Consider the following 25,661-nt stretch of genomic DNA (forward strand, 5'->3'; position numbering starts at 1 on the left):
AGCTGGCCCTTAGTGGGTCAGCTTTTTCTTCTTTTATAGCAAAAAATAGGCGGTAGTTGGGCAAGGTAAGGAGGTAGAAAGGAGCGGAAAACAGTGGTGTATGATTGCGTGATTGTCGGTGGAGGAATTGCTGGATTACAGTGTGCAGTTCAGTTAGGAAGATATATGTATAAGGTGCTTGTTATTGATTCAGGGGATGGCCGATCTACTCTGTGCCGAAGCTATCATAATGTGCTTGGCTATCCATCTGGTGTGAGCGGGGAGTATTTACGGTCCATTGGCGAGAAACAGGCGAAGCAGTATGGAGTTGAGTTTTTACTAGAAAAGGTTGAAAAGGTGGAGAAGAAAAAGGAGATTTTTCATGTAACAACTCATCATGGGGACGAGAAAAAGGCCAAGAGATTGTTGATTGCAACCGGGGTAATGGACCGGATTCCGCCAATCCCCGAGCTGTACCCATGCCTAGGGCAGAGTGTGTATATTTGTCCAGATTGTGATGGATATGAAATCAAAGACGAAAAATGTATCGTCATTGGCTCAGGTAATGTCGGAGCCAATGCGGCCTTGACTTTATTGTATTGGTCCAAAAAGCTTATTTATGTGAATCATGAGCGAAAAGAAGTGGATGAAAAACTCCTTAAACAGCTTAAAAAGGAAAATATTGAATACTATGAACAGTCGATTGAACAAGTACAGGCGAAGGACAGCCAGTTTCAAGGTGTCACTTTGACAGATGGAACACAGTTAGTTTCGAACCACGGATTTGTCGCATTTGGAAACAATGAGGTTCGTTCGGAGCTAGCGGCTCAGCTTGGAGTAGAAAGGATGGAAAATAAACATATTCTTGTTGATCCTCGTTCAAAAATGACGAATATCAAACATGTATGGGCAGCAGGTGATGTGGTAGCCCATTCTGAGCAAGTAACAGTTGCCATGGGAGATGGGCTTCAAGCAGCGATTTTTATTCATAAATCATTGATGAATGAAACTTAAATGGGAAACTGGCCGTTTATTAGGACGGCCAGATGAATAATACATGCGATGGATTAACAAAATTACAGAAAAAAGAACCCATAACATCGTACCCAAAAAGAAATCGGTATTGCGTAAAATTCTTGTAAGCGGTAAACTGTTAACAACAGTGCAACCTTTAAAAGGTTATTTTTTGCTTCATTTATGCAAACGGTTGCGCTACCTAAAAAGCCGTTTACAGCATGAAAAAATAAAATGTCAGAGGGGTTATATATGAAGAAGATATGGTGGAAGGAAGCCGTGGCCTATCAGATTTATCCAAGAAGCTTCCAGGATTCAAATGGAGATGGAATTGGCGATTTACAGGGAATCATTCAACGACTTGATTATATAAAAGATCTTGGGATTGATGTGATTTGGATTTGTCCCATGTATAAATCACCAAATGACGATAACGGATACGATATATCTGATTACGAAGACATTATGGAAGATTTCGGGACGATGACGGACTTTGATGCTCTGTTAGCAGCTGTTCATGATCGTGGAATGAAATTGATTATTGATCTGGTTCCTAATCATACAAGTGATGAGCATCAATGGTTTATCGAATCACGTCAATCTAAGGACAATCCAAAGCGCGATTGGTATATTTGGCGTGACGGGAAAGATGAAGCAGAGCCAAATAACTGGGAAAGTATTTTCGGAGGTTCTGCTTGGCAATACGATGAACAAACGAAGCAATATTATATGCATGTGTTTTCAACCAAGCAGCCTGACTTGAATTGGGAAAACCCTGAAGTTCGTGAAGCTGTCTATAGTATGATGAACTACTGGTTGGATAAAGGCATAGACGGGTTCCGAATTGATGCGATTAGTCATATTAAGAAGCGTCCAGGATTCCCAGATATGCCAAACCCAGAAAATAAGAAATACGTTTCTTCTTTTGACATGCATATGAATCAGGAGGGAATTCATGAGTTCCTTGCTGAAATGCAAGAAAAGACGTACGGCAAATATGATGTGATGACTGTGGGAGAAGCGAATGGGGTGTCGGTAGACGAAGCGCATCTTTGGGTAGGAGAAGAAGAGGGTAAGATGAACATGGTATTCCAATTTGAGCATCTGGATCTATGGGATACTGATCCTGCCAAAGGTCTTGATATTTTGGGCTTGAAACAAGTGCTCACACGCTGGCAAAAGGGATTAGAAAAGGACGGCTGGAATGCGCTGTTTATTGAAAATCATGATAAGCCGCGAATTGTCTCCACATGGGGGAACGACAAAGAATACTGGTACGAAAGTGCAACAAGCATGGCAGCGATGTATTTCCTCATGCAGGGAACACCATTTATTTATCAAGGTCAGGAAATTGGAATGACCAATGTTCAATTCCCAAGGATTGAGGATTACGATGATGTCGCTGTCAAAAATATGTATCGTTTGAAGCGTGAAGAAGGGGTTTCACATGAGGACATTATGGAAATCATTTGGGCCACTTCAAGAGACAATAGCCGTACTCCAATGCAATGGTCGGACGATCACGAAGCGGGATTCACAACAGGATCGCCTTGGATGAAGGTGAACCCAAACTATAAAGACATCAATGTGAAAAAGCAGCTAGAAGACGAGCACTCTATCCTCTCTTTTTATAAAAGAATGATTCAGCTGAAAAAGAACAATGACGTGTTTACGTACGGTAAATATGAACTTCTATTAGAAGAAGATCCGCAAATTTATGTGTACACACGAGAAAGTGAGAACGATAAGGTGGTTGTTTTATCGAATCTAACAGGGGAAGCAGCAACACTCACTATAGACGGGTTAGAATTAAAATACGATCAACTGTTATTAGCCAACTACGAGATGGATTCCCACGATAATATAAATGGTTTTACAATCAAACCGTTCGAAACAAGAGTATATCGTTTGACATAATATTGCTCGAAAAGACCATATCCCCATTGATATGGTCTTTTCAATTTCTTATGTGTTAGAGGCAGGGACCCTTGTCCGAGCGTATGACCCGGTTGCTCACAATCATGTCAAAAAGAGATATAAAAAAGCAATCCACTATTCAGAAACGATTGAGAACGCTATAGACCAAGCTGATTTAGTATGTATCGTAACGGAATGGGGAGAAATTAAAGAATTTCCACTCGAGAAGTACAAACAAATGATGCGAGAACCACTTCTTATCGACGGTCGAAATTGTTATAAGCTAGAAGAAGCGCAGCAAGCAGATATCACGTATATCTCCATCGGTCGAGAAGTAGTAGAGAGGAAAACACCTATATTTCGTTATTAAATAGATCTTCAGTGGGCAGGGAATTGTAACTCCCTGCCTTTTTTCGTATCATAAAAATTAAAAAGGGTGCGGTGTATGGCTAAGCAAGCAAAAACCAATGCGATGCGAATTCTAGATAGTAAAAAAATCGACTATGAATTAATCACCTACGATTCACAAGATGGGAAAATTGATGGAGTGTCTGTGGCAGAAAAGATAGGAAAAGACCCGAAACAGGTGTATAAAACGCTGGTTGCTCAAGGTGCGAGCAAGCAACTGTATGTTTTTATTGTTCCTGTGGAGAAGGAGCTAAACCTGAAAAAAGGGGCGCAAGCATGTGGCGAGAAGAAAATAGAGATGATTCCCGTCAAGGATATTCAAAAATGGACAGGTTATATTCGTGGCGGATGTTCTCCCGTAGGCATGAAAAAACAATACCCAACGGTCGTTGACGAAAGTGCAGAGGAATTATCTTCCATCATCGTAAGTGGTGGGAAAATCGGAGTCCAAATGGAACTGAAGCTGCAAGACTTACTTTCTGTTACAGGTGGAAAAATAGCGGGGCTCACGAATGAATAAGTAAAAATCATATTTGGTCATCCTCTATGTTAGATCATGTGCTAAGACAAGGTGAGAATCGCATATATTTTAATGCTCCACGTATGAATTTTCAGCAAAGGATGTGTGCAGATGGCTGGGAGTGTTAGAAACTACTATGCTGGCGGAAATACAGCTAAGGGTTTTCATAGCTTATTTGATGACTGTTTAAAAGATTTACAGAGGGTTTTTATATTGCAAGGGGCACCGGGAACAGGAAAATCAACACTTATGAAGAAGGTGGGAGAATACTGGACAGGAAGAAATTATCAAGTGGAATACCTGCATTGTCCGTTAGATACTTCATCTATTGATGGAGTGATCATTCCAGAGCTCAAGGTGGGAATTGTGAACGGTTCGAGCTTCTATACGATTACCCCAAGAGCACTTGGTGCAATTGAGGAATACGTAAACCTAGGAGAAGGCTGGGACTCAAGCAAACTAGTAGAACACAAGGATCAAATTCTAAGATTGTCCATGCTAGCAGGTAATGCCAAACAAAAAGCATATGAGCACTTTGCCGAAGCGTTAAGCATTCATGACAATTGGGAAAAAATCTATATTGAAGCGATGGATTTCCAGAAAGCAGATGATTTAACTAGAAAATTAGTCTCACAGTTTTATGGAAGTATGACCTTAAATAAAGAATCAGCGGTAAAGCACCGGTTTCTAGGCGCAGCTACTCCGGTTGGAGCGGTTGACCATGTTCCAAATTTAACAGAAGACGTTGCAAAAAGGTATTTTATAAAAGGAAGACCGGGCTCCGGAAAATCAACGATGTTAAGGAAAATTGCTGAAGAAGCACAAGTCCGCGGATTAGATGTAGAAGTGTATCATTGTGGATTTGATCCAAATAGTTTGGATATGGTCATTGTTAGAGAGTTAGGAATGGCCATTTTTGATAGTACGGCGCCACATGAATATTTCCCAAGCAGAGATGGAGACGAGATTGTTGATATGTACGGCTCTGTTATTGCTAGTGGAACCGATGAAATTTTTGAAGAAGAGATTTCAAACCATAAAACAGCCTATAAAAATATGATGGATCAAGCGATCGGCTTTTTAAAGGAATGCAGTGAGTACAATCAAGAACTAGAGCAAATATATACAGATGCTATGGACTTTGACAAGGTTAATGAACTAACCGAACATGTTCAAGAAATGATTCACCAGCTCGAAGAAAAATAATGGATCACTCACCCCTCATAGGCGTTTTGCATACATTACAACGAGATGTATGTAGAGAGGGGTATGAATGTGAACTATTATCATCCAAATTATTTTTTAGATGATCGACAGCAGCCAACCACTGGTGGATTCCCAGGAGGAGGCTTTCCGGGCGGCGGATTCCCAGGTGGTGGATTTCCAGGAGGGGGCTTTCCGGGCAGCGGATTCCCAGGAGGAGGTTTCCCGGGCGGTGGATTTCCAGGAGGAGGTTTTCCGGGCGGTGGATTTCCAGGAGGGGGCTTCCCGGGTGGCGGATTTCCAGGAGGGGGCTTCCCGGGTGGGGGTGACGACTTTCCAGGTGGCGGATTCCCAGGAGGAGGCGGCGGTGGAGGTGACCAATACGGTCCACCATCAAGCCCACCACCTTCTTATACACCACAACAAGGTGTTTCCCCTTTTGCGGTCGACCCTGGTGCCATTAGAAGATGCCGATTCCGCTTCACGTATATTTGGTTAGTTAATGGAAATAGCTTCTGGTTCTATCCAACGTATGTTGGAAGAGATTCTATTGCGGGATACCGATGGAGAAATAGACGTTGGGTTTATTATGGTACTGATTTAAGAAGAATCAGCAGTTTCCAATGCGGTGGAAGATAATAAACATTAGAGCTGGCATGAACTCATCTGGGTTCATGCCTTTTTCTATGGACCGTCCTCATTATGGGATGGAAGCTCAGGTTAAGCACCTGAACTGATAGACGGAGAAATTCCGCTTAATTGGTAATTGTTATTAAAAAAGCTTTAATTAGACGGAGAGATTCCGCCTATTGGCTCAAAAAACCCGAAAAGGGGAGGTTTTACCTTGCATAAGCGGAAATCCTTCCCTTATTTACCCCGAAATGAGCTCCATTCTGCATTTAACCGGAAAATCTCCGTTTAACGTACTTTTGTTGAGCATGGAGAGTTTTCCTTTTTTATATACCAATAACGATGTCCTTACGACTGTCATATCAGCACGTATTTTAAGAAAAGCACTTCAAAACGGGCCCCTACTTTCGAGGATGTCCGATTTTAATAAATTTTTACAGTTGCATTGTTGGAAAATTTACGAAAAAACTTTTACAATAAAGTTATGTCACAATAAAGGAGCACTGTATGAAAGAGATCCTCATCCTAACGAAATTATTTCGAGCGAATGGAAATCGCGAGAATGCTTATTATATGGAGAAATATATGCGAAACCAGTTTCCTTTTCTAGGAATCAAAACGCCATTAAGACGTGAGCTTATGAAGCAGTTTTTTGAGGAAACCGGTTTATTAAAACAGCCATATAATGAGGAGTTTGTCGAAGAGGTCTGGGCCCTTCCAGAAAGGGAGTTTCAAGCAGCTGCACTTGATTATATGGAAAAATCGTTAAAAAAGCTGGAAAAAAGGCATCTGCCTGGAATTGAAAAGCTCATCACCACCAAGTCATGGTGGGACACGGTTGATGTTCTCGGTCCCAAAGCAGTTGGAAAAATAGCAGCTGATCATCCAGAAGTAATTAAAGAAACGATTGATAATTGGGCGTATGGTGATGATTTATGGTTAAGGCGCGCAGCGATTCTTTTTCAGCTAAAATATAAAAAGAATACAAATGAAGAGCTTTTGTATCGTTATTGTAAAGAAAACGCCGACAGCAAGGAGTTTTTTATACAAAAGGGGATTGGCTGGGCATTGCGTGAATACTCAAAAACGAATCCGAGCAGTGTAAAGAATTTTATTGATCGCACGTCTTTATCTAAGCTCAGCATTCGTGAAGGTAGTAAATACATATAGAGGAGAAACTGATTATGATAAAATGCATCGCTAGTGATATGGATGGAACATTATTAAATTCAAAGCAGGAAGTATCCGAAAAGAACCTCGAGGCGATTCAAAAAGCATTGAATTCAGGAGTAGAAGTGGTTATTGCAACGGGTCGTTCCTATGAAGAGGCTATGTCAGTTTTACAAGAATCTGGCTTACAGCTACCGCTTATTTGTGCCAATGGGGCAGAGATTCGAACAAAAGAAGGCGAAATTGTCAAAGCTCATCCCTTAGATCACAAAATCGCGAAACAAGCAGCCGATGTGTTAAATCAAGAAGGCGTTTATTACGAAATTTATACAAGTGAAGGTACTTACACTGTCGATTATGATAAGGGCGTTGAGATCATTATTGATATCTTTACAACTGCAAATCCTGAGCTTTCGAGAGAGCTTGTGGAAGAAGAAGCGCAACATAGATATGAGAAAGGTTTGGTTCATATTGTGGATAGCTATGAGCCAATTTTAAACGGAGAAAAAACCATTTATAAGCTACTAGTTTTCCATAAGGATCATAGCTTTTTAGATGAGGTGGAGCAAAAGCTTAAGCAAATCGATCATCTAGAAGTAACCTCTTCAGCATTTGGGAACTTAGAGCTGATGAACACACAATCCCAAAAGGGTATTGCATTAGCTGAGTTCGTGGAAGAAAGGGGAATTGCCCTACAAGACACCATGGCGGTTGGCGATAATTATAATGATTTATCCATGTTTCGAGTGGTTGGCCGATCAGTAGCCATGGGCAATGCAAACGAGGATATTAAAGAACAATGCACTCACGTAACATTGAGAAATGACGAAAGCGGTGTAGGGGAAGCCATCCTAAAAGCATTAGCTGAGTAAAATAGAAAGGCTTGAGGAAAAATCCTCAAGCCTTTTCTTTCGGTGCTAATCCATGCAAAATAAATTGAATCGTTGCTTCGATTTCTTGTTCATCATCCCAATCTAGCTCGGGAAAAAGAAGATAACGACCGATTAGGAAACCAAATATACTGGAAGCGGTCATCCGAACCACTTGATAAGGAGGAAGGTCAATCAGTTGCCCGTTCTCTTGATAATGTTTGATAATAGCTTCCATTCTTTCGTAAACCTTAATCGCAATATGCTCCTTAAATTGCTTCTGTAGTTCTGGTTGAAAGGGGATTTCCTGCAGGACAATTTTGAACAAAGGAATGTTGGCATTTAGAAACTCGGCCCGATTATGAATCATAGCCCGTAAAAAATCTTCTAAGCTTTCAAAATCCTGGTTCAACACTTTATTCAAATCTTTTATCACAAAAGGTGCAATCAGCTTTGCCATCATGGGTGCAACGATGGATAATAAGAGATCCTTTTTTGTTTTATAATGGCGGAAAATGGTTCCTTCGGCTACACCCGCTTTCTTTGCGATTTCACTCGTAGAGGTAGCCGCGTAGCCTTTTTCAGCAAAGGATTCAATAGCAGCTTCGAGAATAAGCTTTTGTTTTTCGGTTAGATTTTCATTTTTATCTATAATCTCATCAATCATATGATTATCTGACATATAAACTCCTTGTTAAATAGAACGATATTTTTTAAGGGCAAGAATGTTTAGAATCATGAACAGAAGTGAAAATCCTGCTAACATAAACAAATCAAATGAAATCTCACCCCACCCATACCCTCTTATCATAACATTTCTTAAGGCATCTGCTCCATAGTACAAGGGAGTGAGTGGGCCAATCCAGCTTAAGTAATCAGAAATGGTCTCTAGATTAAATAATCCAGAGAAAAAGATCTTGTATAACTATATTTGGAGGTAATAATAAATTATTTACTATTTTGGTCGATAAACCTTTATATATCATTAATCCAAAATTATATCCATTAAATATTATATGGAGTTAATTCGAGTGGGGGGAAAAATGTTTAAGGGTCAAATGAAGTATAAATATACTGTCGTGGAATTTGCAACAATGGATTTTTTTGAAGGGGAGATTTTTAAAAAACAAGTAATTGGTATTGGGTTAAGAGATGAAAAAACTAATAAAATATATCCTTCACCCATAACAAACTACATAAAGGGTATGTATAGAAGGAAATCAGGTTCTTTAAGTAATCAAAGAAATGCAGCGTCTGAACTAACAAAGTTTCTAAACTTTATTATAAAACAAGTAGAAAAGGGACATAGAGATTTTCTTCCTTTGAATGAAAAAGGGTTGTTCGGACTAAAACTAATTCATGGTTCAAAATATATATCCCTCCTTTCTTTAAGGGCACGTGCAGGTAAGTTAGATTCTAATTACGTTTATAGAATGGAATATTATTTAATAAACTTTTTTCACTGGCTTAATACACAAGGAATAATAGACGAGCCTTTTAATATTTTAGAGGGTTCGCCATTTGATGACTTGGAACTTGGTACTATATACCCTCCCAAAGATGCGGGTATCTCAAGTAAGCTTGTAGACTTTGGGGATAATAGGTATGCATTGGCAGTAAGGTTTATAAACACTGCTGAAAAAATATCTCCTGATATTGCATTGGGTGTTGCTTTTCAATTCTTTGGGGGGTTAAGAGCTGGTGAAGTTGTGAACCTAACAAAGGATAGTTTAGAAAAACCAACTTATTGGAATGGCAACGATGATGGAATCAGGAGCTTTATTTTACGAATTAGAGATAACCAGGAACTTCTATTTGGTCACAAAAAGAATCATACACACGAGCAAGTAAAAAGACCTAGGAATCAATATTTACTAGTTAATGACGTATTGTCAAAAGTATATAGAAAACATAAGGTCCATTTGGATTCACTTACCAGAAAATGTGAAATAAAGAACGAAAAAGCTCTCTTTGTCTCATCGAGTAATGGACATCCTATATCTGGAAAGAGCTATTACGAAAAATTCAACAAAATAAAAAAAGAGTTTTTGAGGCAATTGAGTAAAGAAGAGCAAGTTGAGGATTATGAATATCTTACTAGTAAACACTGGTCAACCCATATATGTAGAGGTGTTTTTACTAATTTTTTGCTAGAAATTGGTGCAACCGTCCCAGAAGTTGCTGTTGCGAGGGGAGATAAAAATATACTTTCAGTACTTTCTTATGTTGAGGAACAGAATGCTATAAAACTTACTAATGAAGCGATTAATAAAATTCGTGAGGCGTATACAGATAAATTAGCAAAAATTGAAGAATCAAATATTGAAAAATGGAAAAAGGAAGTTAAGCATGGAGAAAATTAGCATTAAAGAAGCCATTTGTCTATTAGATAATAATGAAGAAGTTAATGGGGAAATAAACCAAATAGATAAAAAACTTTATCTCAATGGAAATGTTATTAGGAAACTTTACCCTGAATATTCAATGGATTATAAAACACTAAGAAGGTTAGCAGATGAAGGGAAAATTAAATCTAAATTTGTTAAGGAAATCCAGTTGTTTTCTGTCTACGACGTAGTCGAATATAAAGTGAATTTAAATTTATTTAGATCAGGTTTTATAACTATAAGACAATTCTTAAAGAAATTAGGAATACCAAAACCAGTAAGTAATAGCTATTATAATGAAAGATTTTTAGAATTACATAATAATGGAAATTTAAAAATGGTCTGCATTAACGAAGTAATCAAGGGTAACAACTACTATATTTTAAAATTGGACCTTGAAAAATTTTGTAATAATATGGTCTCTCTAGTTGAAGCAGCAGAAATAATGGGAAGTAACGTAAATGATTTTGCTTATATATGGCCAAAAATTGGTAAGCCAATTATAAAAATACAAAAAAACAATCAGCAATATCACTACATATATAAAAATGACTTTTATGAATATCGGGATAAAAAAATAGCCAAACATAATTCATATTCACGACAGGCTGCAAGTTTTAAGCTTAATATATCTCCGGCAAGTTTTGAGAAAGTGGTAAATGAATATAGTTTGACTCCAGTTTATGAAGAAATAGGAGAAAGAGAAAAGAAAGTATATTTTAGTCAACAAGACATCGAGTTTTTAAAAACTGAGCAAGATAAATTATGGGATTATTACTTAATTCACTATTATACGCGGGATGAAGCAAAAAAGTATTTAAATTTGACTGAAATAATTACAAGGTATGGTTTTACAACTGTTCCAATACCCCCTCTGCTAAGAACTAATAGAACAGAAAGGAAAATGAATAAGATCCACCATGTTTACCTTAAATCCGAAATAGAAGAATACAAATTTAAAAAAGTGAATTATGAGAAAAAACGTGACATTATAAACCGTATGGATGCAGATCCTTTTTTAATTTTTAAGATTGCGCTTAAAGAATTTAAATATATATTCCCCCCCTCTTCGAAAAATACTGAAAAATTCTGGCTTCAATTTGTTGGGAGGAAACTACAGAGGACAAATGCTAGTGATGATACGAAACGAGATTATATCAAAGAACTATTACGTGTGACAGAATTAATAATAAGTAATTCAATAGATAGAGATATACTGACACAATCCCATAAAGAGCTAAATTTAAGAATATTTAGGAATAAGGATATACCAGCCAATATTAAAAATCATTTTATTTCATTTATTCGTGCAATAAACAAAAATTTATCGAAAAAAGGCTTAAAGGGCTATGACTTAAATAAGTTAGATTTTAAACCTATTCCAAACGAAAATGGAAATGAAAAAAGTATATATCAAATTAGTGAATATATGGGTTTGTTGGATTACGTTGGGGATATATCTCTTCATAAGAACAAAGCAATAAGAGATGCAAAAAATGCGGGAAGTAGTAATTATGTTAATTACGCTTCATCTTGGCTTTATGTTCTATTACATATGAACAATGCATGGCGCCATAGAGATATAACTTTATTTCCACGAATTGATATAAGTAAAACTAGAGTTGATAGCTTAGAATGGTTTGAGGGAAATGAATTGACACTTGAAGAAGCTAAATCAATTATCAATCAAGTGAAATCTATTAACTTTATTCATTCAAAAACTCAAAAAAGAAGGTACTTTTTCTGCTCGGAAGAGTTGACCCTTGCGTTTGCATATGCTGCGATAATATGTGAACTACGATGTAAGAAAGCTAGTAGTAAGACCTTAATTGATTTTAACAGCGTAAAAAGAAAATTCACTAACACTCATAGAAAAGCATTTTTTAGTAGTTTTATTTCAACGTTTAGTTTTGGTTCCAGAAAAATGAATAGAACACTAATTAGTTATATATACAACGTTATCAAGAAAGTAACAAAAAGAAACCCTCTAGAAATCACAAAATTCATTCGAAGTCACTCAGATGAAGAAATAACCAATATTTATATCGACATACCACGAGAACATATTGATTTTCTTACAAATCAATTATTTGAAGTTGGTCATTTCGGATACTCTTATGAAATTTTAGGTGATTTATTATTGGGACAGCCTTCAACAGATAGAGTTGCCAGAACGAATCGATCTCTATTAATCAAAAATACATTTGGAGACTATGTCCAAATTGAGACGATTGCTGCTTTTTTTAATGCTCTACTACGGGAAAGGGATCTAGTTAAAAAGGTACTAAATAACCATCCGGATTTAACTGACCTCTTAAATTGTATTAATCTTGGGCAACAACCTGCTAAGCAATATGGTTATCAATGTGTATTTCAGAGGTGCCAATTTCCAGAAAAAGAATGTGGTGACTGCCCTTTCGTAATCCCCCATATTTATGCTTTATCAGATATTGGACAAACAATTGTTGATAGACTAAATGATTTCTCTGCAAAATTTTATTTAACAGATAAAGTCGGCGAAAAAACAAGACTAACTAATAGACTTTATCCACAGTTATTTTTATTAAAACAAGCAGTTGAAAAATTCGGTGAGGATACTGTTACACAATTTATCCCAGGAGGGTTACCGGCCTTAAAAGAGGAGTTAAAAAAGTTGCCTAGCGCATTAGAATATTTAACTATAAGATCAGGAGAAAAAAATGAGTAAGCATGGTAGTTTTACGTCAGCAGAAGATGCATTAATTATTGAAGAATTTAATGATTATAAATTTGATTTAGAATCAAGTATGGAGTTAGCTAAAGAAATATTACTGAAAGAACATCAACTTGGTACCCTTCTTGAAGGGGAATTTGAGAAAGACATATGGGTATTCGCGAATAACATTTCAGACACGACGGTCACATTTGACTTCAATAAAATCTATTTTTCTTCTCTTAGGGAGAAAATTAGTAAATTTGAATTGATCAACATTATAAAGTGTTGGATTACCTCTTTACTGTCGAGAATTGGTCCACAGTCAGTTCAAAATTACTACCACTCATTTCTTAAGTTTTGTAACTTAACAGACTGGTTTAACTCATCCTTATTGAAGGAGACCAAAAGGTATTTTGAATATAAAATATCGAATCGACAATGTTGGGATATTACTATAGCTGTTCTAAACTTTCTTGATTACTTTGAAGATTTAGAGTCTGGAGACTTTCTTAAGTTACTATTAAAAGCGAAATCTAATTTAAAGACAGAAACTTTCAGTAATACAAGATCATTACCTCCATCCAAAGAGGTTATATTATTTTCATGGATTCTAGAGGATTTTTTCAATAAAACCTCTTTCCAAAGTGATGAATACTATAGATATTTCCCCATTTTCCTTTGGTGGAACTTGACAAATTTAATCCCAATAAGACCTTCAGAGTTCTGTAAGATGGACCGGAATTGTTTGTTTTCACAGGAGGATAAATACTATGTTAAATTACCTAGAATTAAGCAAAAAAATAACGTTGGAAGAATTCAAATTATTGATACTATTTTAATACCAAAGGAATTATTTGAAATAATGAACGAGTACAAAAATAGTACTAGTGAATTTGGGTTTTCCGAAACATTTATTTCATATATGTCAACTACACCTAAACAGTTCAAAAAGGTGAATGCTGAAAAGTTTAATTTAGGTGTTTTTGAGTACATATTATTAGATTTTTATACCTATATAGTAGCCGAGAGATACGGTTATTCTGTAAAGTTCCCCACTTCTTGGGATAAGGCTAGAATTCAACATATGGAGGAAAAACCCGTTAATTATGATGTAACCCAACCCTTGAAACCAGGAGATACTAGACACTTTGCTTTTTTAAACTTAATGAGACAGGGTTATCACCCTGTCGAAATTGCAAGATTAGGGGGACATACAAAATTACAATCACAATATCATTATCATCAACATCAAGAATACTGGGTAGATACGGAAATTTTGCAGCTGATGCAAAAGTTTAAGATAAATATTAAGAATGATTCACATGGAAAAGTTAATGCATATTCATTACACCTTGAATTTGGCGATTACATTAAGGAGCATCATATTTTTCGTCCTCCTAGTACAACTTTTAAACGAGATTTAGAGATTGGTTACTGTACTGACCCTGAGCAATATTGTCAAACAGACTGTTTTTCTTGTGACTACTGGAGAATAACAGATGAAGAATATTTTGATAAGGCCTCCATAATAAATGAGGAATTAGCCAAAAGGGACAATGAGGTTAAGAAACTTTCTAATGTATTATCTAATCTACATAAATTAGTAATTAAAAATGCTCATAGGGATGAAGAGTATGCAGAGTTCAATCCCCATATTAATAAAGATTTATTGCTTACAAAATATCAGCTTGACTCAGCCCTTTATAGGTCTATTAAGTTTAGGGGAAAAATAAGAAAAAGGTAAGATGGTGAAAACATTGGGAAAAACAAGTAGAAGTGCCGGTAGGCCTAAGGCATTGTATCCGCAGGAACAGTTGAATTTGGTACTACATCTCTATGACAAGAATAGGACATCCAAATCGATTATAAAATATATGGACGTATACCACTTTTCTAGAAATCTTTTTGAAACTGGTGATATAAGTTATGAGTTTACAGAGTATTTTTGGCGTAAAGGTGATGGAAGAGTAGCTATTGATAAGATGAATGCAGTTTACATGGAAACTGTATTCATTGGGTCTCAAGAAGACAATAAAATCCATGTAGTTAATACTAAAGATGCTGTAGAGCGATATTTTAAAGGAAAAGACAAAGATAAAGAGAAAATAATAGGATTGCTATCAATAAATGAAAATAGATTACAAAGATACATCAAAAATTATGAAAGTTTGAAGGAAAAAAACAGGAAGAATGAAATGCTCTTACAAGAGGAAAGAGAGAAAAATAATTTACTCAAACAAAAGGTAAATGACTATGAAAATATTTTATTTATGTGGTTAGAAGCGAGTATAAATGATGATGTACCTCTTGAGAATCTTATAACCACAGGGAAGAGCAGAAATCCTATTGTATCTTACTTGTTTGAGACAGCGTTTTCTCCTAATCCAATGGAGGGATATAGCAAATTCGAGGAGTTTAGGAGGACAAAAAAGGGGCGAAATAAAGATAATATAGTACCATTTACTGATAAAATACAAAAAAGTATTCTTGATGATATGGATTTCTAATATATGGTAGCACTGTGAAGGCTTGTGTTATATGTTATATAAATCATCCACGTCTAATAAGAAAGGCCAATTTTCTTCTATTAGCCGTAGGATGATTTATAAAATATTTAAGATTAGATGGCTCTACGTAAGTTTTTGCTGATTAAATATCCTCTGATGTTTAAACATTAATTTGATTCCCTTTTTAACTTCATTATCGTATAAGGAGTAAAGTTTAGCGTTTTTTTCAATTCTTGCCCTTACTAAGCCAAGATTTTCGAGAAATCGTAATTGGTATGAAGCTGCCGAAGAAGTCAGTCCTATTTTCACAGCGATATCTCCCACTGACAACTCATCCGAAATAGATAGGAAATATATAATATTAATTCTAGTGGGATCTGACAAAGCTTTAAACACCTGAGTAAGCGCTAAAATTGTGGGTTTTGATATATTATTATTTAAACTACCTTGGGATTCAATGTCACCAAAAGGTTTTTCGTCTTTGATCATGTGAAGTCCTCTTTTTATGTATTCTGATAAAGCGGGGTCTTTTGAGCTATTTTAATATATATTAGCTAATTAAACAAATGCCCCCTTTTCTTTAAGTGTAATAATTCACAAAGATAATACTTTGATAAATGTTTTCAATAACATCAACCCAAAAACGGCTATCGTTAATGACAGCCGTTAGATAAGAGTAAACAAATCCCCTCTTAAGTCTTATAAAGATATTAGATTTTTAAAGCTATATTTTTCCGACGATACACGCTTAAAACTATCCCAATTAGTAGAGAATTTAAAACAGTTGGTGTTAGACCGTAGCTAATAAACGGTAATGACATCGATATAATTGGCAATAAGCCAAGGATCATTCCCACATTATAAACAAATTGGATAGAAAGTAGTGAACATACTCCAAGGATTAGTTGTTTTCCGAATCGGTCCTTTATTTGTATAGAAAGGACGATCATTCTAAATAGAAGCAATGAAAGTAGGACGAGTAGAAACGCAGCTACTAGCCACCCATAAAAATAGGTGATATTTGCAAAGACCATATCAGTTGTTAAGTCGGGAATAGGATTCACAGCTTCCTGGTTTCCAAACCAGCCACCACTCTTTATAAAATCTTTTAACATTAAGTACATATAACCTGCGTCTTGTGCGTAATCCTCTGGATTTAGGAATGCTAGTAATCTAACCCATTGGTATTCTTCCGTAGTAAACCAAAGAAGAACTACAAAGGTAAGAAAAAGACCAAAAGAAACGCCAATAGTTGTAAATTTGGCTTTTTTACTGATTGAACAAGAAAGAAATAAAGTTAACACCATTATGGAATAAATAAAAACATCAGTAAGGCTTGGTAATCGCATAAATAAGAACACGGAAAGCAAAAACACAATAAACACTACAAGCAGTTTTGGTTTTTCCTTCGACATATAGCAAGCCCAGAACACTAGAAGTAATGGCAATACTACCCTCACACTAATGATAAATCCAGCTATTTCAAGATAACCAACTCCGTTTATCCTAAAACTTGGGAAATAGTTAAAAGCAAGCAGTAACCCAAATGCTACTATAAGAGATAGCCAACCCAATTTCTTTATTTTTCTATAATCTATTAACATCACAGTTACTGTAACTATAATCCCCATAGCAATAAACATCAGCTGTCTAATCATAAGATTTTGAGAATATACATCTTGTACATTTATTATAGGCAGTATACCCATTGATATAATGATGAGAAAAAGCCCAAATAGTTTCCAGTCAAAAACAGGACGATACAGTTTATTAAAGTGAGTACCAAGTTCTGCTGGGCTCCCCATTTGCTTTATAGCTTTTTCTTCAGCTTCGTTTTCGTTTGCACCCTTAGATACTAGTTCTGACTTAGACATTTTCAAATGATAACTTAACTCTTTGTAGACAACTTCCTTCGCTTCTTTTGATTTTATATATTGCATAACTTCGGTTAAGAAATGTTCCTTATGATTAGTCATATTAATTACCTCTCCAATATTTCTTTTAGAAAGTAAGCTTTACTATAACCTTCGTATTCAAGATATTTTAAGAACTTTAACCCTTTGGTACTAAGCTGATAGTACTTAACATCAGGTTCATCCCAGTATGTGTGAAGGTAACCTTTATGTTCGAATTTATGTAAGGACATATAGAGGAAGCCCTCTTCGTTCTCAAACTTTTCAATTCCTCTTGCACGTAGCAATCTACTTAATTCAAAGCCCGTACGTTTCTCCTTAAGTAACTGAAAAATGGCTAATAATACATCGTCTTCTGAAGGGGTAGATAACTGGCTAATTTTTCGTTTAATTTTATTTTTGTGTTCCTCCGTAAAAGCAAGTTCTTGTAAAACCGTTGTTTTCATAGCCTTTTTAAAGTTCTTTAAACGATCTTCCATATTTATACCTCCAAGCTTTCTTTTAAGATTTCTTTTGCTCGTTTTAGCCTGGTCTTAATCGTATTCTGATTCACACTTGTTAGGTGAGAGATTGCCTTAATCGGTAATTCCTCAAAATAGTATAAATATACAACTTCCCTGTATGTATCTGGCAAACTCATTACGGTTCTAACTAATTCTGCGTCTTCATATCTCTGGATAACTTGGTTTTCCACTTCTTTCTCCTGGCTAGGGATATCCCTTACTTGTTCCTCAGAAACGATGATATGTTTATGATGCCAGCTCCTTAGATAGTCCTTACAATGATTAATTGCAATTCTCCAAATCCAAGCTTTTATTGAAGATTTTTTTTGATATTGTTCTAATTTTTGATAGCATTTAACAAATATCTCTTGAGTAAGGTCTTCAGCTAACTCCCTCTTACCTACGTATGAATAAGTAAGGTACAATAGCGATTGACCATACTGGTCCATTAGCTGTTCAATTAGTTTCTCCCTGTCATTTACTATAAGCTCTTTAATGATACTATCTTCCAAGGCACTCTGCTCCCTTCCACCAATTAGACGATTCTAAAACAGAGAAAGTTTTTGTGATATGATAAAAATTGTTTTTTCATTAAAAAAAGAGCCAGGATATTCCTAAGCTCTTAACCCCCGAATTGTTATTCAATAATACTGCAACTATTGTTAAATAATGTTGCTCTAAATTTATGTAAAAAAGGACCTTGATCTTAGTGGATCAAAGCCCGTTATTCCTAAAATTTATATTCTTTCCTTTTAATATAACTGAGAAGATCATTAATAAAATAAAGCCAACCAACGACATTATATTAGTAACTATGACTAAAAGCCCTCCAAATATATTTCCACATAACCATTTTCAAATATTCCAAGCTTGAAAGAAGGCTTCATTAAAGAGATGATGATAAGTCTGTAGCAAAGAAGTGATGAAGCGAAAAGTGAGGCAGGATAGCTAAGTATCAAAAACGAGAAAGAAAGAGCTTTTGAAGGCTCTTATCCAGAATTAGGGGGCCAAATCACTATAGATTTCCTTAGGTTTTGCAAACATATACATCCCTTTACTCTTTTAGGTGGTTTGTTACTAATATTTCCCTTTTAGAATGGTAACTATTTCACTGAATGAAACATTAATATCTTTTACGTCTTCTAAGAATACATCTAAATATTTCCTAATTAAATCTATACGTATTTTTTTAATTACCAATAAATCGTCCTGTATAGTGCTATTTCTATTTGGGTGATTAACAATTATACTTTCTCTTTCCAACTCAGTAAAAGCTCTTTGTACCGTGTTAATATTTACCCCTAGTAGAGTAGCAATTTCCCTTCTTGAGGGCAAAATTTGCCCTGGAAGTAGTGTTCCATTTATTATTTGGATCTTGAAATACAGAACAATTTGTAAATATATAGGATTGTTTCCGTTAAATTTAATCTTCAAGTTCTTTTACACCACTAGTATCTGCCTAATAAAAGTTAACTGTCATTATAGCAAGGGTCGGGTCCATATACGATCATCTACTATTGTATGAATATGATCGAACATTTTAAGCAAAAACAATACAGAGAACCTATAGATAAAAATGAATTAAGGTAAATAAAGAGGTCTAAATCCGGGACTTACCGGATTTAGACCTTACATACTGCCTAAAGAAATAACTGTTTAATCTTAAGGGATATTAAAAAAGAGAATTCGTTGATTTTATTTTCCTCTACACTGATTACTTAGTTTAAGTTAACCTTTTTAACATTACTTGAAATCATATCATCAATTTTTTGAAATCCTAAATATTTTGAAATAAGAAAACCTAAAATAGCACCACTAGTATTTAGAATGATATCGTCGATATCTGTTATACGATAATTAAAGTCAATAAACATAGATATTATGAGTTGAAAAATTTCTATTGCTAAGGATAAGATAAAACCAAATATAAGGACATTTTTAAATTTATTTTTAAATAATAGGGGCACGTATATCCCAATTGGAATAAACAACAAAACATTCCCCCCTAATTGACGTACTATCTGATAGGTGTTTGAGGATATTTCTTGAGTTACTATGGTGTCTAAAATAGAAGTAAATGGTAATATGTTGAATGTAATACTACTATCACTTTGGGTGCCTCTTAATACTGTTAAGTGTTCTGCTCCAATAGGCAATGGAAATAAGGTTAATCCAATGATTGCAAATATATACACAATAAATGACCCCAAAATCAGATCGATCAGGATGTTTACTTCTCTTTTTAAGATAAACTTTGCTATTAATTTGTAAGTAATATAAGTAATCCCAATTAATATTCCTATTGCATATGGTATTGAGGAAGATAAAAGCATAATTATTTCTCCTTTATTACTGTGCTAGTTTTATATCCTCCTAGATAAAGATAGTGTCTAATCTAGGAGGATATAAAATTATTAGTAGTTAAACATTCCAACTGTTCCTTTTACATAAACTTTATCATCATTTTTCCAAAACGTAAAATAATAATTTCCTTTTCCGACACTAGACCATTTAGATGTTGAATCAGCAGTTCTAGAGTGGGTTACAGTTCCAATATGGTCATCAGCCCATGTGTTATCTCTATATAAAGCTATATAAAAAATACTGCTTGTTCCATATGCAGATTGTCCGTCAGCAGTTTTACCATATGTAGTGATACCAAGGTTTGAACCATCATAAGAACGAGTGGCACCTTTAAAACCACTTGATGTTAGAATAGAGAAAGTGGAAACATATGAAGAAGCCATTGCTAAACTCGGTAATAGTAATACAAAACAAAAAGCAGAAATGGATAATATTCTATTAATCTTTTTTTTCATTGTACACCTCATTAGAAAGTTTTTAAATAGAGTTGATAATAATAGTTTAATATTTAATTACAGTTAATCTATTTTTTACCAAGGTAAAATTATACATTAGCGCTAATGAAACTAACTATATCAATTAATAACTCTATTTGTAAATACCATATGTTCAAAAATATGTCGAAAATGTATAAAATATGTAATTTTATATATATATTCCTATCAATGGATATAATTGTTTACCTTTCCAAATTTGTTTATTAATATTGGAATGATAATATATAACAGGAGGATCTAACTGTGGAGAAGAAAAAACGGTATTGGTTTCGAGTTTTTATCCTTGCTTTATTGTTTCTTTCAGTTGTGTTTGTGCTCTATATGAATATCACAAAAGAAGATATGGTAAAAGTAAAAATTAATGAAAGTGCTCCTAATTTTTCTCTTAAAAATTTATCAGGGTCAGAACATAACTTAGAAGAATTAAAAGGAAAGGTAGTATTGTTGAATTTTTGGGGTTCATGGTGTAAGCCCTGTAAAAACGAAATGCCTGCAATACAAAATGTATATGATAAATATAAGAATAATGGCTTTGAAGTATTAGCAATTAACATAGAAGAGTCCGAATTTGTAGTAAGAAATTATTTTGAACAAAATAATCTACATTTACCAGTACTGTTGGATAAACAAAGTGAAGTCACAAATTTATTTAATGTTGATTTGCTCCCAGCAAGCTTTATTATTAATAGGGAAGGAAAAGTTGTACAAATACATGAAGGAGAAATACAGGAGGGACAGTTAGAATCCTGGGTTAAATCGAATTTATAGAATTTTTGTATAATGTAGTAATATTGATAAAGTTAATCAAGGGCCGCTGTTAGCCAGATTTTTTAAGTGTACCCGTTGTAAAGGTCATTCCACATGGAGAAGATGATTTCTGTATTCAACAGGGGTCATCTTCTTTAAATTCCATTGATATCTAGATTGTTATAGTAGGTCATATAACTTCTAATTTCCTTTTTAAGTTCTTCTATTGAATTAAACGGTTTTATAAATGCTTAAAGTAATGTAAGAGAATATTATTAGTAAGCGATACCTACACGTGATTTTATATAATTGTTACTTATAATCTGCTTATATGTAAAATCTGCTGTATCCGATACGTATATTCTATCTCCACCCACCGGCAAAAAATCTTTAAAGAAGTTGCTCAACAAACTGGACCGTTTGTTGAATTCTAGTTAACAGCACTCTTAAACTCCCTCAGTTTGATACGAATATCTCTCGAATGCTCACTTATTCGCAGGAATGGTGCCAAAAAACATTGTTGAAAATAACATAGCCATTAATTTTAAAGAAATAAGTTGTTTTTTACCGTAAACGAGTGACATTTTTACAGATTTAGTCTAAAATTTAAGTAAGGAGGTGGTTATATGCCAACAGCTAAAGATGTTGCAAATTATTTTATTAGTTTAAGTGTTCCAAGCACACCTTTGGCGATTACTCCATTAAAGTTGCAGAAGCTAGTATATTATGCTCAGGGTTGGTATATGGCTTTTAAGGGAGAACCTCTATTTCATGAAGATATTAAAGCTTGGGATCATGGTCCTGTAGTACCGGAACTTTACTTTGATTATAGACATTTAGGTTATCTTACAATCCATCATAAACCGTTTGAAAATAAGGTGAATGGAAAACGCATCTTTACTAAACCGCAGTTGGATATCCTTGATGCAGTATGGGAAGCATACGGAGAATATGATGGGAAATACCTTGAGGAGTTAACACATCAAGAGGATCCATGGCTATATACCGATAAAAATGATACTATTATTAAAAATAAAATTAGGAAATATTTTCAAACCCAAATTAATTAAATGGTGTAGATAAATTTAAAGAGACGAACACTAGTCGTCTCTTTTTGTATGTGATAAGGAGATTTTCTATGGACAAAAAAATTATCTACGAAGATTTTAAAAAATATATAAATCGTCTCTATAAAAGTTTCTTAGCAAAATGGAGATTTACGTTAACTATGGGAATATGGCTAGTGGACAGAATAGTTTCTTTCTTCGCCTTATTTCCAATGCTAGGTTTTTTATTTTTAGTTATTGCTTTTTTAATTTTTTATTTTGTTCTAGCTCCCCCTGTGGATAAACCAGTTTCTCCGGAATTAAGAAATGCTATTTATTATTTTTTTGATAGTATTGGTTTTAATCATTTTGGAGATATAACAGTTAGGGATATTATCTCTAGGACTACAAGCTCCTTGGGATTTTGTTTATCAATAATTTCTGCAATTTATGTGTTCACCCATAGGGAACAAAAGAGTGTAGCTCCTTCTGCTTCCATTAATTCTAGAAAGAACCGTTTTGTAGTTGTTGTTCTAAGTATCTTTTTATTTACTATGTTTACAGGATATACCCTTGTAGAAAATTATAATGCTTCGATATTACAACCTGATTCTTTGCATATTTCAAAAATCCTTTTTTCAAAAATATTGTTATGGGCCATCGGTATTGGTTGGTCTATAGGTAATTTTATCGATTTAATTAAGTCGTTATTTGAATCAATGAGTATAGACAAAATGCTTAGGAATTCCATAAGAGATACTAATAGTGAAATAAGATTAATCACACGTACCTATAGGCATAAGTACTTTAATAAATTTATAGATAATCGATATAGAAAACTCCATTATAATATAGAAAGTGTATTCCAGAATTTGAAATATGCCGCTGATAATAATATGAATAAAGAATTTGAAGAAAGTGTTTATAGACTTGCTAATGTAATTAATCGCTTAAAAAGTGAAAATAAAAAATATAATATTGATAATTTAGCTACTTATTTACTTGAACAAGATAAGAAAAGTTTTATAGATTTATATAATTCTTTGTTAAGAAACACTTTATCGCTCATTAATCACCTTTATAAAAATCAACACTACAGAAAAGGGAGAAGCCTGGTTTCTCTTTATTTTTCTATCTATGTAAATGGAGAGGGTAGACTTAAGCAAAATTTCTCCTTAAGTTTAAAAGAATTTTTAGACTCCCTTGACATTAATAATGAGAGACAGTTAAGAGCTTTCTTAGATGAGTTAGGAATTCTATCGGAAGAGCAAACCTTTATTACTTATAAAAGTCTTATCATGAAGTTAATTATCCAAAATAATGTAAAAATGTTAACAAATATAGTTTATGATTTTAAAGAAAATATTATACAAAAGCAGCAAGAAACTAAAGACATAAAAATAAAGGCATTGGCTCAAAGGAAGGCAGTTGAGTTGGAAGGTTCACTAATTGTTATCCTAATGCAGTGTTTAGTTAAGGGTATTGAAATATCTCATTATTCAGCCACTGGATTCTTAATAAAATATTTAGTTACAAATTTTAAAGGTACACAACTAAAAAAAGGTTTTTCAGTGTTGCAAAGAAATCGGGATTTATTTACGAAAGTTCTAGAGCAAGATAAAAGTTTGGATAATATGAGTGAAGGGCATAAAGATTTTGAGTTAATTACCATTAATAAAGAAACTTTTGATTACTGCTGTAAGAAACTATGTATTTTGTTATATGGTCAGCAAATATATGCAGATAATAATAATTTGTGGTTCGTTAGTGACAATGTACACCATCAAGATAAAATTGACTTAGCAAAAGAGTTTTATGACTGTACTTTTTCTGCTTATATGATTAAAAAAATTGAATCTTCATCTTACGGTTTGCTATTCCTTAAGGACAAGGAAGTAATGCAGGACATTTATTATAATTTAGGTGTTCCATGGAATGATAAGGTTTTAAGTTAAACCATGATACAAGCACGCTTAGGTAGAAACTAGGCGTGATTCTATTTTATACGTCTTTGAATTCCACATCTTATGGATTTTATTTATAATAATCCAAACCATACCTCACGCTACCATACCTTACTCTGCCTTGCCGGAACGTATCGTACCAGACTCTACCGGAGAAAATAAAACCATACTGTACCTCACCAAGCTACTTTGACCTATCTCTTCAGCAATAGGCTGGTCATTTCCTATTGAACAGGTTCCTGTTTCGATTAAATTATTTCCATAGATGATTTCTCCAGTTAACGGGAATTACCCCATCTTTTAAAGCTTTATAGATCATACCTCTGTGTCTGTAGTCCACTCTTAAGACATGACAACGCCTACATAGTGTTCTTAGGTTTTTAAACTTATTGGAACCTCGTAAACCACTTACTATATGATCAATATGGCAATCTTTGATTCCAACCGGTATCCTACATTTTTTACAACACATATCGTCTCTTTTCCAAACAATATATCTTAATTTAGACCAAGTAGAACTTGGGGTTCTTTTTTTAGGCATGTTCGATTCTTGGATCCTGGTAATCCAGCACACTAAAGCTCATTACCTCAAATCGTCCAAAACCAATTTTTCTACCATCTCCTAATCCAGCAAAATTACCAGCCTCGATACAAACTGAATGTATTAAATCTGGATTTATTAGGCTGCCATCCCAAGAAACTAAGAATTCTGTTTCCCATCCTTTATTAGTTGCTAACCTATAACGAATGTTTTTAACTCCTCTTCTTGTTACAGGTCGAACATCGATGTATGTTTCTGCATCACCGTCAGTAGATATATCTTCTATGTTACTGGGAATATATCGGTTTAGTAATATTTTTTCAGATAGTACTTGTAAAGTAGCGGCAACATCACTTTCTATAGTTCCCCTAGATTTAGGGATGAATTTACCACCAGCTCGAAGACATGAAAAAATATAACTAGGGTCCAAGTAAAGTTGGCCCTCATCAGTAATGCTAAAGGAATTTTTCCATTCCTCGGGATTATTACCAGGTACCCCACTTCTTGAAGTTCTTTTTAGTGGGATACTATCAACCGTAAACTTATTAAATAATAATGGTCTCACTCCTCTAATAGTCACTTTCGCAGTTAAGATTGTCACTAAAACCACCTCCAATAATACTTATAAGTATTATTATCCGTATTTTATATAATGCATACCACTAGTGTTGCATAAATACTGACTGAATTTTCAGTTTTAAAGTTCTTCCCGTTTAGAGCCAAAAAAGTAAGTACCTAAGCAAAGGTGGCTCCATCCATTTGGAAAAATATTTACAATTAGACAGTT

At 34.5% G+C, this 25,661-nt stretch carries 25 protein-coding genes and 2 pseudogenes; 15 read left to right on the forward strand and 12 right to left on the reverse strand.

All coding sequences use genetic code 11. The annotated features are described in order from the left end of the window. Positions 1–93: 93 nt before the first annotated feature. The 8 genes from ACFFHF_RS00790 to ACFFHF_RS00825 all read left to right on the forward strand — a co-directional run bounded on the left by ACFFHF_RS00790 (position 94) and on the right by ACFFHF_RS00825 (position 7,713). Positions 94–993 (forward strand): NAD(P)/FAD-dependent oxidoreductase, encoded by a 900-nt coding sequence (locus ACFFHF_RS00790; RefSeq protein ID WP_377057417.1) that lies wholly within the window; start codon positions 94–96, stop codon positions 991–993. Between the two features lie 252 nt (positions 994–1,245). Beyond that, the gene (locus ACFFHF_RS00795; protein ID WP_377057419.1) at positions 1,246–2,910 is read left to right on the forward strand and encodes an alpha-glucosidase; all 1,665 of its coding nucleotides are present in this window, start codon (positions 1,246–1,248) and stop codon (positions 2,908–2,910) included. Between the two features lie 31 nt (positions 2,911–2,941). Next, the gene (locus ACFFHF_RS00800; RefSeq protein WP_377057420.1) at positions 2,942–3,280 is read left to right on the forward strand and encodes a UDP binding domain-containing protein; all 339 of its coding nucleotides are present in this window, start codon (positions 2,942–2,944) and stop codon (positions 3,278–3,280) included. Positions 3,281–3,355: 75 nt separating this feature from the next. Continuing rightward, positions 3,356–3,838: a Cys-tRNA(Pro) deacylase gene (ybaK, locus tag ACFFHF_RS00805; RefSeq protein ID WP_160545918.1), complete on the forward strand. Its 483-nt coding sequence runs from the start codon at positions 3,356–3,358 to the stop codon at positions 3,836–3,838. Positions 3,839–3,949: 111 nt separating this feature from the next. Further along, on the forward strand, positions 3,950–5,044 hold the full coding sequence (locus ACFFHF_RS00810) for a PRK06851 family protein (RefSeq protein ID WP_377057421.1): 1,095 nt from the start codon (positions 3,950–3,952) through the stop codon (positions 5,042–5,044). 69 nt (positions 5,045–5,113) lie between these two features. Further along, positions 5,114–5,680 (forward strand): hypothetical protein, encoded by a 567-nt coding sequence (locus ACFFHF_RS00815; RefSeq protein ID WP_446694992.1) that lies wholly within the window; start codon positions 5,114–5,116, stop codon positions 5,678–5,680. Between the two features lie 498 nt (positions 5,681–6,178). Continuing rightward, complete coding sequence (locus ACFFHF_RS00820) at positions 6,179–6,841, forward strand: DNA alkylation repair protein (protein WP_377057423.1); 663 nt, start codon at positions 6,179–6,181, stop codon at positions 6,839–6,841. Between the two features lie 14 nt (positions 6,842–6,855). Further along, entirely contained in the window at positions 6,856–7,713 is an 858-nt protein-coding gene (locus tag ACFFHF_RS00825; RefSeq protein WP_340906013.1) for a Cof-type HAD-IIB family hydrolase, read from the forward strand. A gap of 25 nt (positions 7,714–7,738) precedes the next feature. Here ACFFHF_RS00825 and ACFFHF_RS00830 read toward each other — a convergent pair whose 3' ends face one another. Beyond that, entirely contained in the window at positions 7,739–8,392 is a 654-nt protein-coding gene (locus ACFFHF_RS00830; RefSeq protein WP_377057424.1) for a TetR/AcrR family transcriptional regulator, read from the reverse strand. Between the two features lie 12 nt (positions 8,393–8,404). Further along, positions 8,405–8,629 (reverse strand): annotated as a pseudogene (locus ACFFHF_RS00835) (ABC transporter permease); the annotation flags it as partial. Positions 8,630–8,741: 112 nt separating this feature from the next. On the opposite strand from ACFFHF_RS00835, the gene ACFFHF_RS00840 reads away from it, so the two are divergent. From ACFFHF_RS00840 to ACFFHF_RS00855, 4 genes are read left to right on the forward strand one after another with little or no spacing between them, the layout of a single operon-like run. Beyond that, positions 8,742–10,073: a site-specific integrase gene (locus ACFFHF_RS00840; protein ID WP_340906612.1), complete on the forward strand. Its 1,332-nt coding sequence runs from the start codon at positions 8,742–8,744 to the stop codon at positions 10,071–10,073. After that, entirely contained in the window at positions 10,060–12,804 is a 2,745-nt protein-coding gene (locus tag ACFFHF_RS00845) for a hypothetical protein (RefSeq protein WP_340906611.1), read from the forward strand. Before ACFFHF_RS00840 ends, ACFFHF_RS00845 begins: the two co-directional genes overlap by 14 nt. Continuing rightward, positions 12,797–14,536 carry a site-specific integrase gene (locus tag ACFFHF_RS00850; protein ID WP_340906610.1) on the forward strand — a complete coding sequence of 580 codons (1,740 nt, stop codon included), beginning with the start codon at positions 12,797–12,799 and terminating at the stop codon, positions 14,534–14,536. The genes ACFFHF_RS00845 and ACFFHF_RS00850 overlap by 8 nt, the downstream gene beginning before the upstream one ends. Before the next feature lie 13 nt (positions 14,537–14,549). Next, positions 14,550–15,299: a hypothetical protein gene (locus tag ACFFHF_RS00855; RefSeq protein WP_340906609.1), complete on the forward strand. Its 750-nt coding sequence runs from the start codon at positions 14,550–14,552 to the stop codon at positions 15,297–15,299. Positions 15,300–15,422: 123 nt separating this feature from the next. Here the strand turns inward: ACFFHF_RS00855 and ACFFHF_RS00860 are convergent, their stop codons facing one another. The 7 genes from ACFFHF_RS00860 to ACFFHF_RS00890 form a co-directional block, all read right to left on the reverse strand. Beyond that, a complete protein-coding gene (locus tag ACFFHF_RS00860) occupies positions 15,423–15,788 on the reverse strand; it encodes an ArsR/SmtB family transcription factor (RefSeq protein ID WP_340906608.1) in 366 nt (121 codons plus the stop codon). A gap of 221 nt (positions 15,789–16,009) precedes the next feature. Next, complete coding sequence (locus tag ACFFHF_RS00865; RefSeq protein ID WP_377057425.1) at positions 16,010–17,275, reverse strand: FtsW/RodA/SpoVE family cell cycle protein; 1,266 nt, start codon at positions 17,273–17,275, stop codon at positions 16,010–16,012. A gap of 5 nt (positions 17,276–17,280) precedes the next feature. Next, a complete protein-coding gene (locus ACFFHF_RS00870) occupies positions 17,281–17,691 on the reverse strand; it encodes a PadR family transcriptional regulator (RefSeq protein ID WP_340906606.1) in 411 nt (136 codons plus the stop codon). A gap of 2 nt (positions 17,692–17,693) precedes the next feature. After that, positions 17,694–18,164: a sigma-70 family RNA polymerase sigma factor gene (locus ACFFHF_RS00875; RefSeq protein ID WP_340906946.1), complete on the reverse strand. Its 471-nt coding sequence runs from the start codon at positions 18,162–18,164 to the stop codon at positions 17,694–17,696. 628 nt (positions 18,165–18,792) lie between these two features. After that, positions 18,793–19,149, reverse strand: coding sequence for a GntR family transcriptional regulator (locus ACFFHF_RS00880; RefSeq protein WP_340906605.1), 357 nt, complete (start codon positions 19,147–19,149; stop codon positions 18,793–18,795). Positions 19,150–19,433: 284 nt separating this feature from the next. Then, positions 19,434–20,048 (reverse strand): VanZ family protein, encoded by a 615-nt coding sequence (locus tag ACFFHF_RS00885; RefSeq protein ID WP_340906604.1) that lies wholly within the window; start codon positions 20,046–20,048, stop codon positions 19,434–19,436. An 81-nt stretch (positions 20,049–20,129) separates the two neighbouring features. Continuing rightward, positions 20,130–20,534: a hypothetical protein gene (locus ACFFHF_RS00890; protein ID WP_340906603.1), complete on the reverse strand. Its 405-nt coding sequence runs from the start codon at positions 20,532–20,534 to the stop codon at positions 20,130–20,132. Positions 20,535–20,819: 285 nt separating this feature from the next. Here ACFFHF_RS00890 and resA point away from each other — a divergent pair, with 285 nt between their 5' ends. Then, entirely contained in the window at positions 20,820–21,344 is a 525-nt protein-coding gene (resA, locus tag ACFFHF_RS00895) for a thiol-disulfide oxidoreductase ResA (RefSeq protein WP_340906602.1), read from the forward strand. Positions 21,345–21,428: 84 nt separating this feature from the next. Here the strand turns inward: resA and ACFFHF_RS00900 are convergent. Then, positions 21,429–21,550: pseudogene (locus ACFFHF_RS00900) on the reverse strand (IS3 family transposase); the annotation flags it as partial. Between the two features lie 399 nt (positions 21,551–21,949). Here ACFFHF_RS00900 and ACFFHF_RS00905 point away from each other — a divergent pair. Together ACFFHF_RS00905 and ACFFHF_RS00910 are read left to right on the forward strand one after the other, a co-directional pair. After that, a complete protein-coding gene (locus ACFFHF_RS00905; protein WP_340906601.1) occupies positions 21,950–22,393 on the forward strand; it encodes a Panacea domain-containing protein in 444 nt (147 codons plus the stop codon). 68 nt (positions 22,394–22,461) lie between these two features. Further along, positions 22,462–24,324, forward strand: a complete 1,863-nt coding sequence (locus ACFFHF_RS00910) for a hypothetical protein (RefSeq protein ID WP_340906600.1) — start codon at positions 22,462–22,464, stop codon at positions 24,322–24,324. A gap of 262 nt (positions 24,325–24,586) precedes the next feature. Here the strand turns inward: ACFFHF_RS00910 and ACFFHF_RS00915 are convergent, their stop codons facing one another. Together ACFFHF_RS00915 and ACFFHF_RS00920 are read right to left on the reverse strand one after the other, a co-directional pair. Next, positions 24,587–24,874, reverse strand: a complete 288-nt coding sequence (locus ACFFHF_RS00915; protein WP_377057426.1) for an HNH endonuclease — start codon at positions 24,872–24,874, stop codon at positions 24,587–24,589. Next, on the reverse strand, positions 24,867–25,475 hold the full coding sequence (locus ACFFHF_RS00920; protein ID WP_340906599.1) for a hypothetical protein: 609 nt from the start codon (positions 25,473–25,475) through the stop codon (positions 24,867–24,869). The genes ACFFHF_RS00915 and ACFFHF_RS00920 overlap by 8 nt, the downstream gene beginning before the upstream one ends. Positions 25,476–25,661 lie beyond the last annotated feature (186 nt).

Origin of the sequence: Robertmurraya beringensis, assembly GCF_042433785.1 — a bacterium.
GTDB classification, from domain to species: Bacteria; Bacillota; Bacilli; order Bacillales; family Cytobacillaceae; genus Robertmurraya_A; species Robertmurraya_A beringensis.

What these genes read in the sequence shown, in the direction of transcription:
- ACFFHF_RS00795 (WP_377057419.1), top strand. Translation starts at nt 1,246, where the DNA reads ATGAAGAAGATATGGTGGAAGGAAGCCGTGGCCTATCAGATTTATCCA.
- ACFFHF_RS00800 (WP_377057420.1), top strand. Translation starts at nt 2,942, where the DNA reads ATGGTCTTTTCAATTTCTTATGTGTTAGAGGCAGGGACCCTTGTCCGA.
- ybaK (WP_160545918.1), top strand. Translation starts at nt 3,356, where the DNA reads ATGGCTAAGCAAGCAAAAACCAATGCGATGCGAATTCTAGATAGTAAA.
- ACFFHF_RS00810 (WP_377057421.1), top strand. Translation starts at nt 3,950, where the DNA reads ATGGCTGGGAGTGTTAGAAACTACTATGCTGGCGGAAATACAGCTAAG.
- ACFFHF_RS00820 (WP_377057423.1), top strand. Translation starts at nt 6,179, where the DNA reads ATGAAAGAGATCCTCATCCTAACGAAATTATTTCGAGCGAATGGAAAT.
- ACFFHF_RS00825 (WP_340906013.1), top strand. Translation starts at nt 6,856, where the DNA reads ATGATAAAATGCATCGCTAGTGATATGGATGGAACATTATTAAATTCA.
- ACFFHF_RS00830 (WP_377057424.1), bottom strand. Translation starts at nt 8,392, where the DNA reads ATGTCAGATAATCATATGATTGATGAGATTATAGATAAAAATGAAAAT.
- ACFFHF_RS00845 (WP_340906611.1), top strand. Translation starts at nt 10,060, where the DNA reads ATGGAGAAAATTAGCATTAAAGAAGCCATTTGTCTATTAGATAATAAT.
- ACFFHF_RS00850 (WP_340906610.1), top strand. Translation starts at nt 12,797, where the DNA reads ATGAGTAAGCATGGTAGTTTTACGTCAGCAGAAGATGCATTAATTATT.
- ACFFHF_RS00860 (WP_340906608.1), bottom strand. Translation starts at nt 15,788, where the DNA reads ATGATCAAAGACGAAAAACCTTTTGGTGACATTGAATCCCAAGGTAGT.
- ACFFHF_RS00865 (WP_377057425.1), bottom strand. Translation starts at nt 17,275, where the DNA reads ATGACTAATCATAAGGAACATTTCTTAACCGAAGTTATGCAATATATA.
- ACFFHF_RS00870 (WP_340906606.1), bottom strand. Translation starts at nt 17,691, where the DNA reads ATGGAAGATCGTTTAAAGAACTTTAAAAAGGCTATGAAAACAACGGTT.
- ACFFHF_RS00875 (WP_340906946.1), bottom strand. Translation starts at nt 18,164, where the DNA reads ATGGACCAGTATGGTCAATCGCTATTGTACCTTACTTATTCATACGTA.
- ACFFHF_RS00885 (WP_340906604.1), bottom strand. Translation starts at nt 20,048, where the DNA reads ATGCTTTTATCTTCCTCAATACCATATGCAATAGGAATATTAATTGGG.
- ACFFHF_RS00890 (WP_340906603.1), bottom strand. Translation starts at nt 20,534, where the DNA reads ATGAAAAAAAAGATTAATAGAATATTATCCATTTCTGCTTTTTGTTTT.
- ACFFHF_RS00905 (WP_340906601.1), top strand. Translation starts at nt 21,950, where the DNA reads ATGCCAACAGCTAAAGATGTTGCAAATTATTTTATTAGTTTAAGTGTT.
- ACFFHF_RS00910 (WP_340906600.1), top strand. Translation starts at nt 22,462, where the DNA reads ATGGACAAAAAAATTATCTACGAAGATTTTAAAAAATATATAAATCGT.
- ACFFHF_RS00915 (WP_377057426.1), bottom strand. Translation starts at nt 24,874, where the DNA reads ATGCCTAAAAAAAGAACCCCAAGTTCTACTTGGTCTAAATTAAGATAT.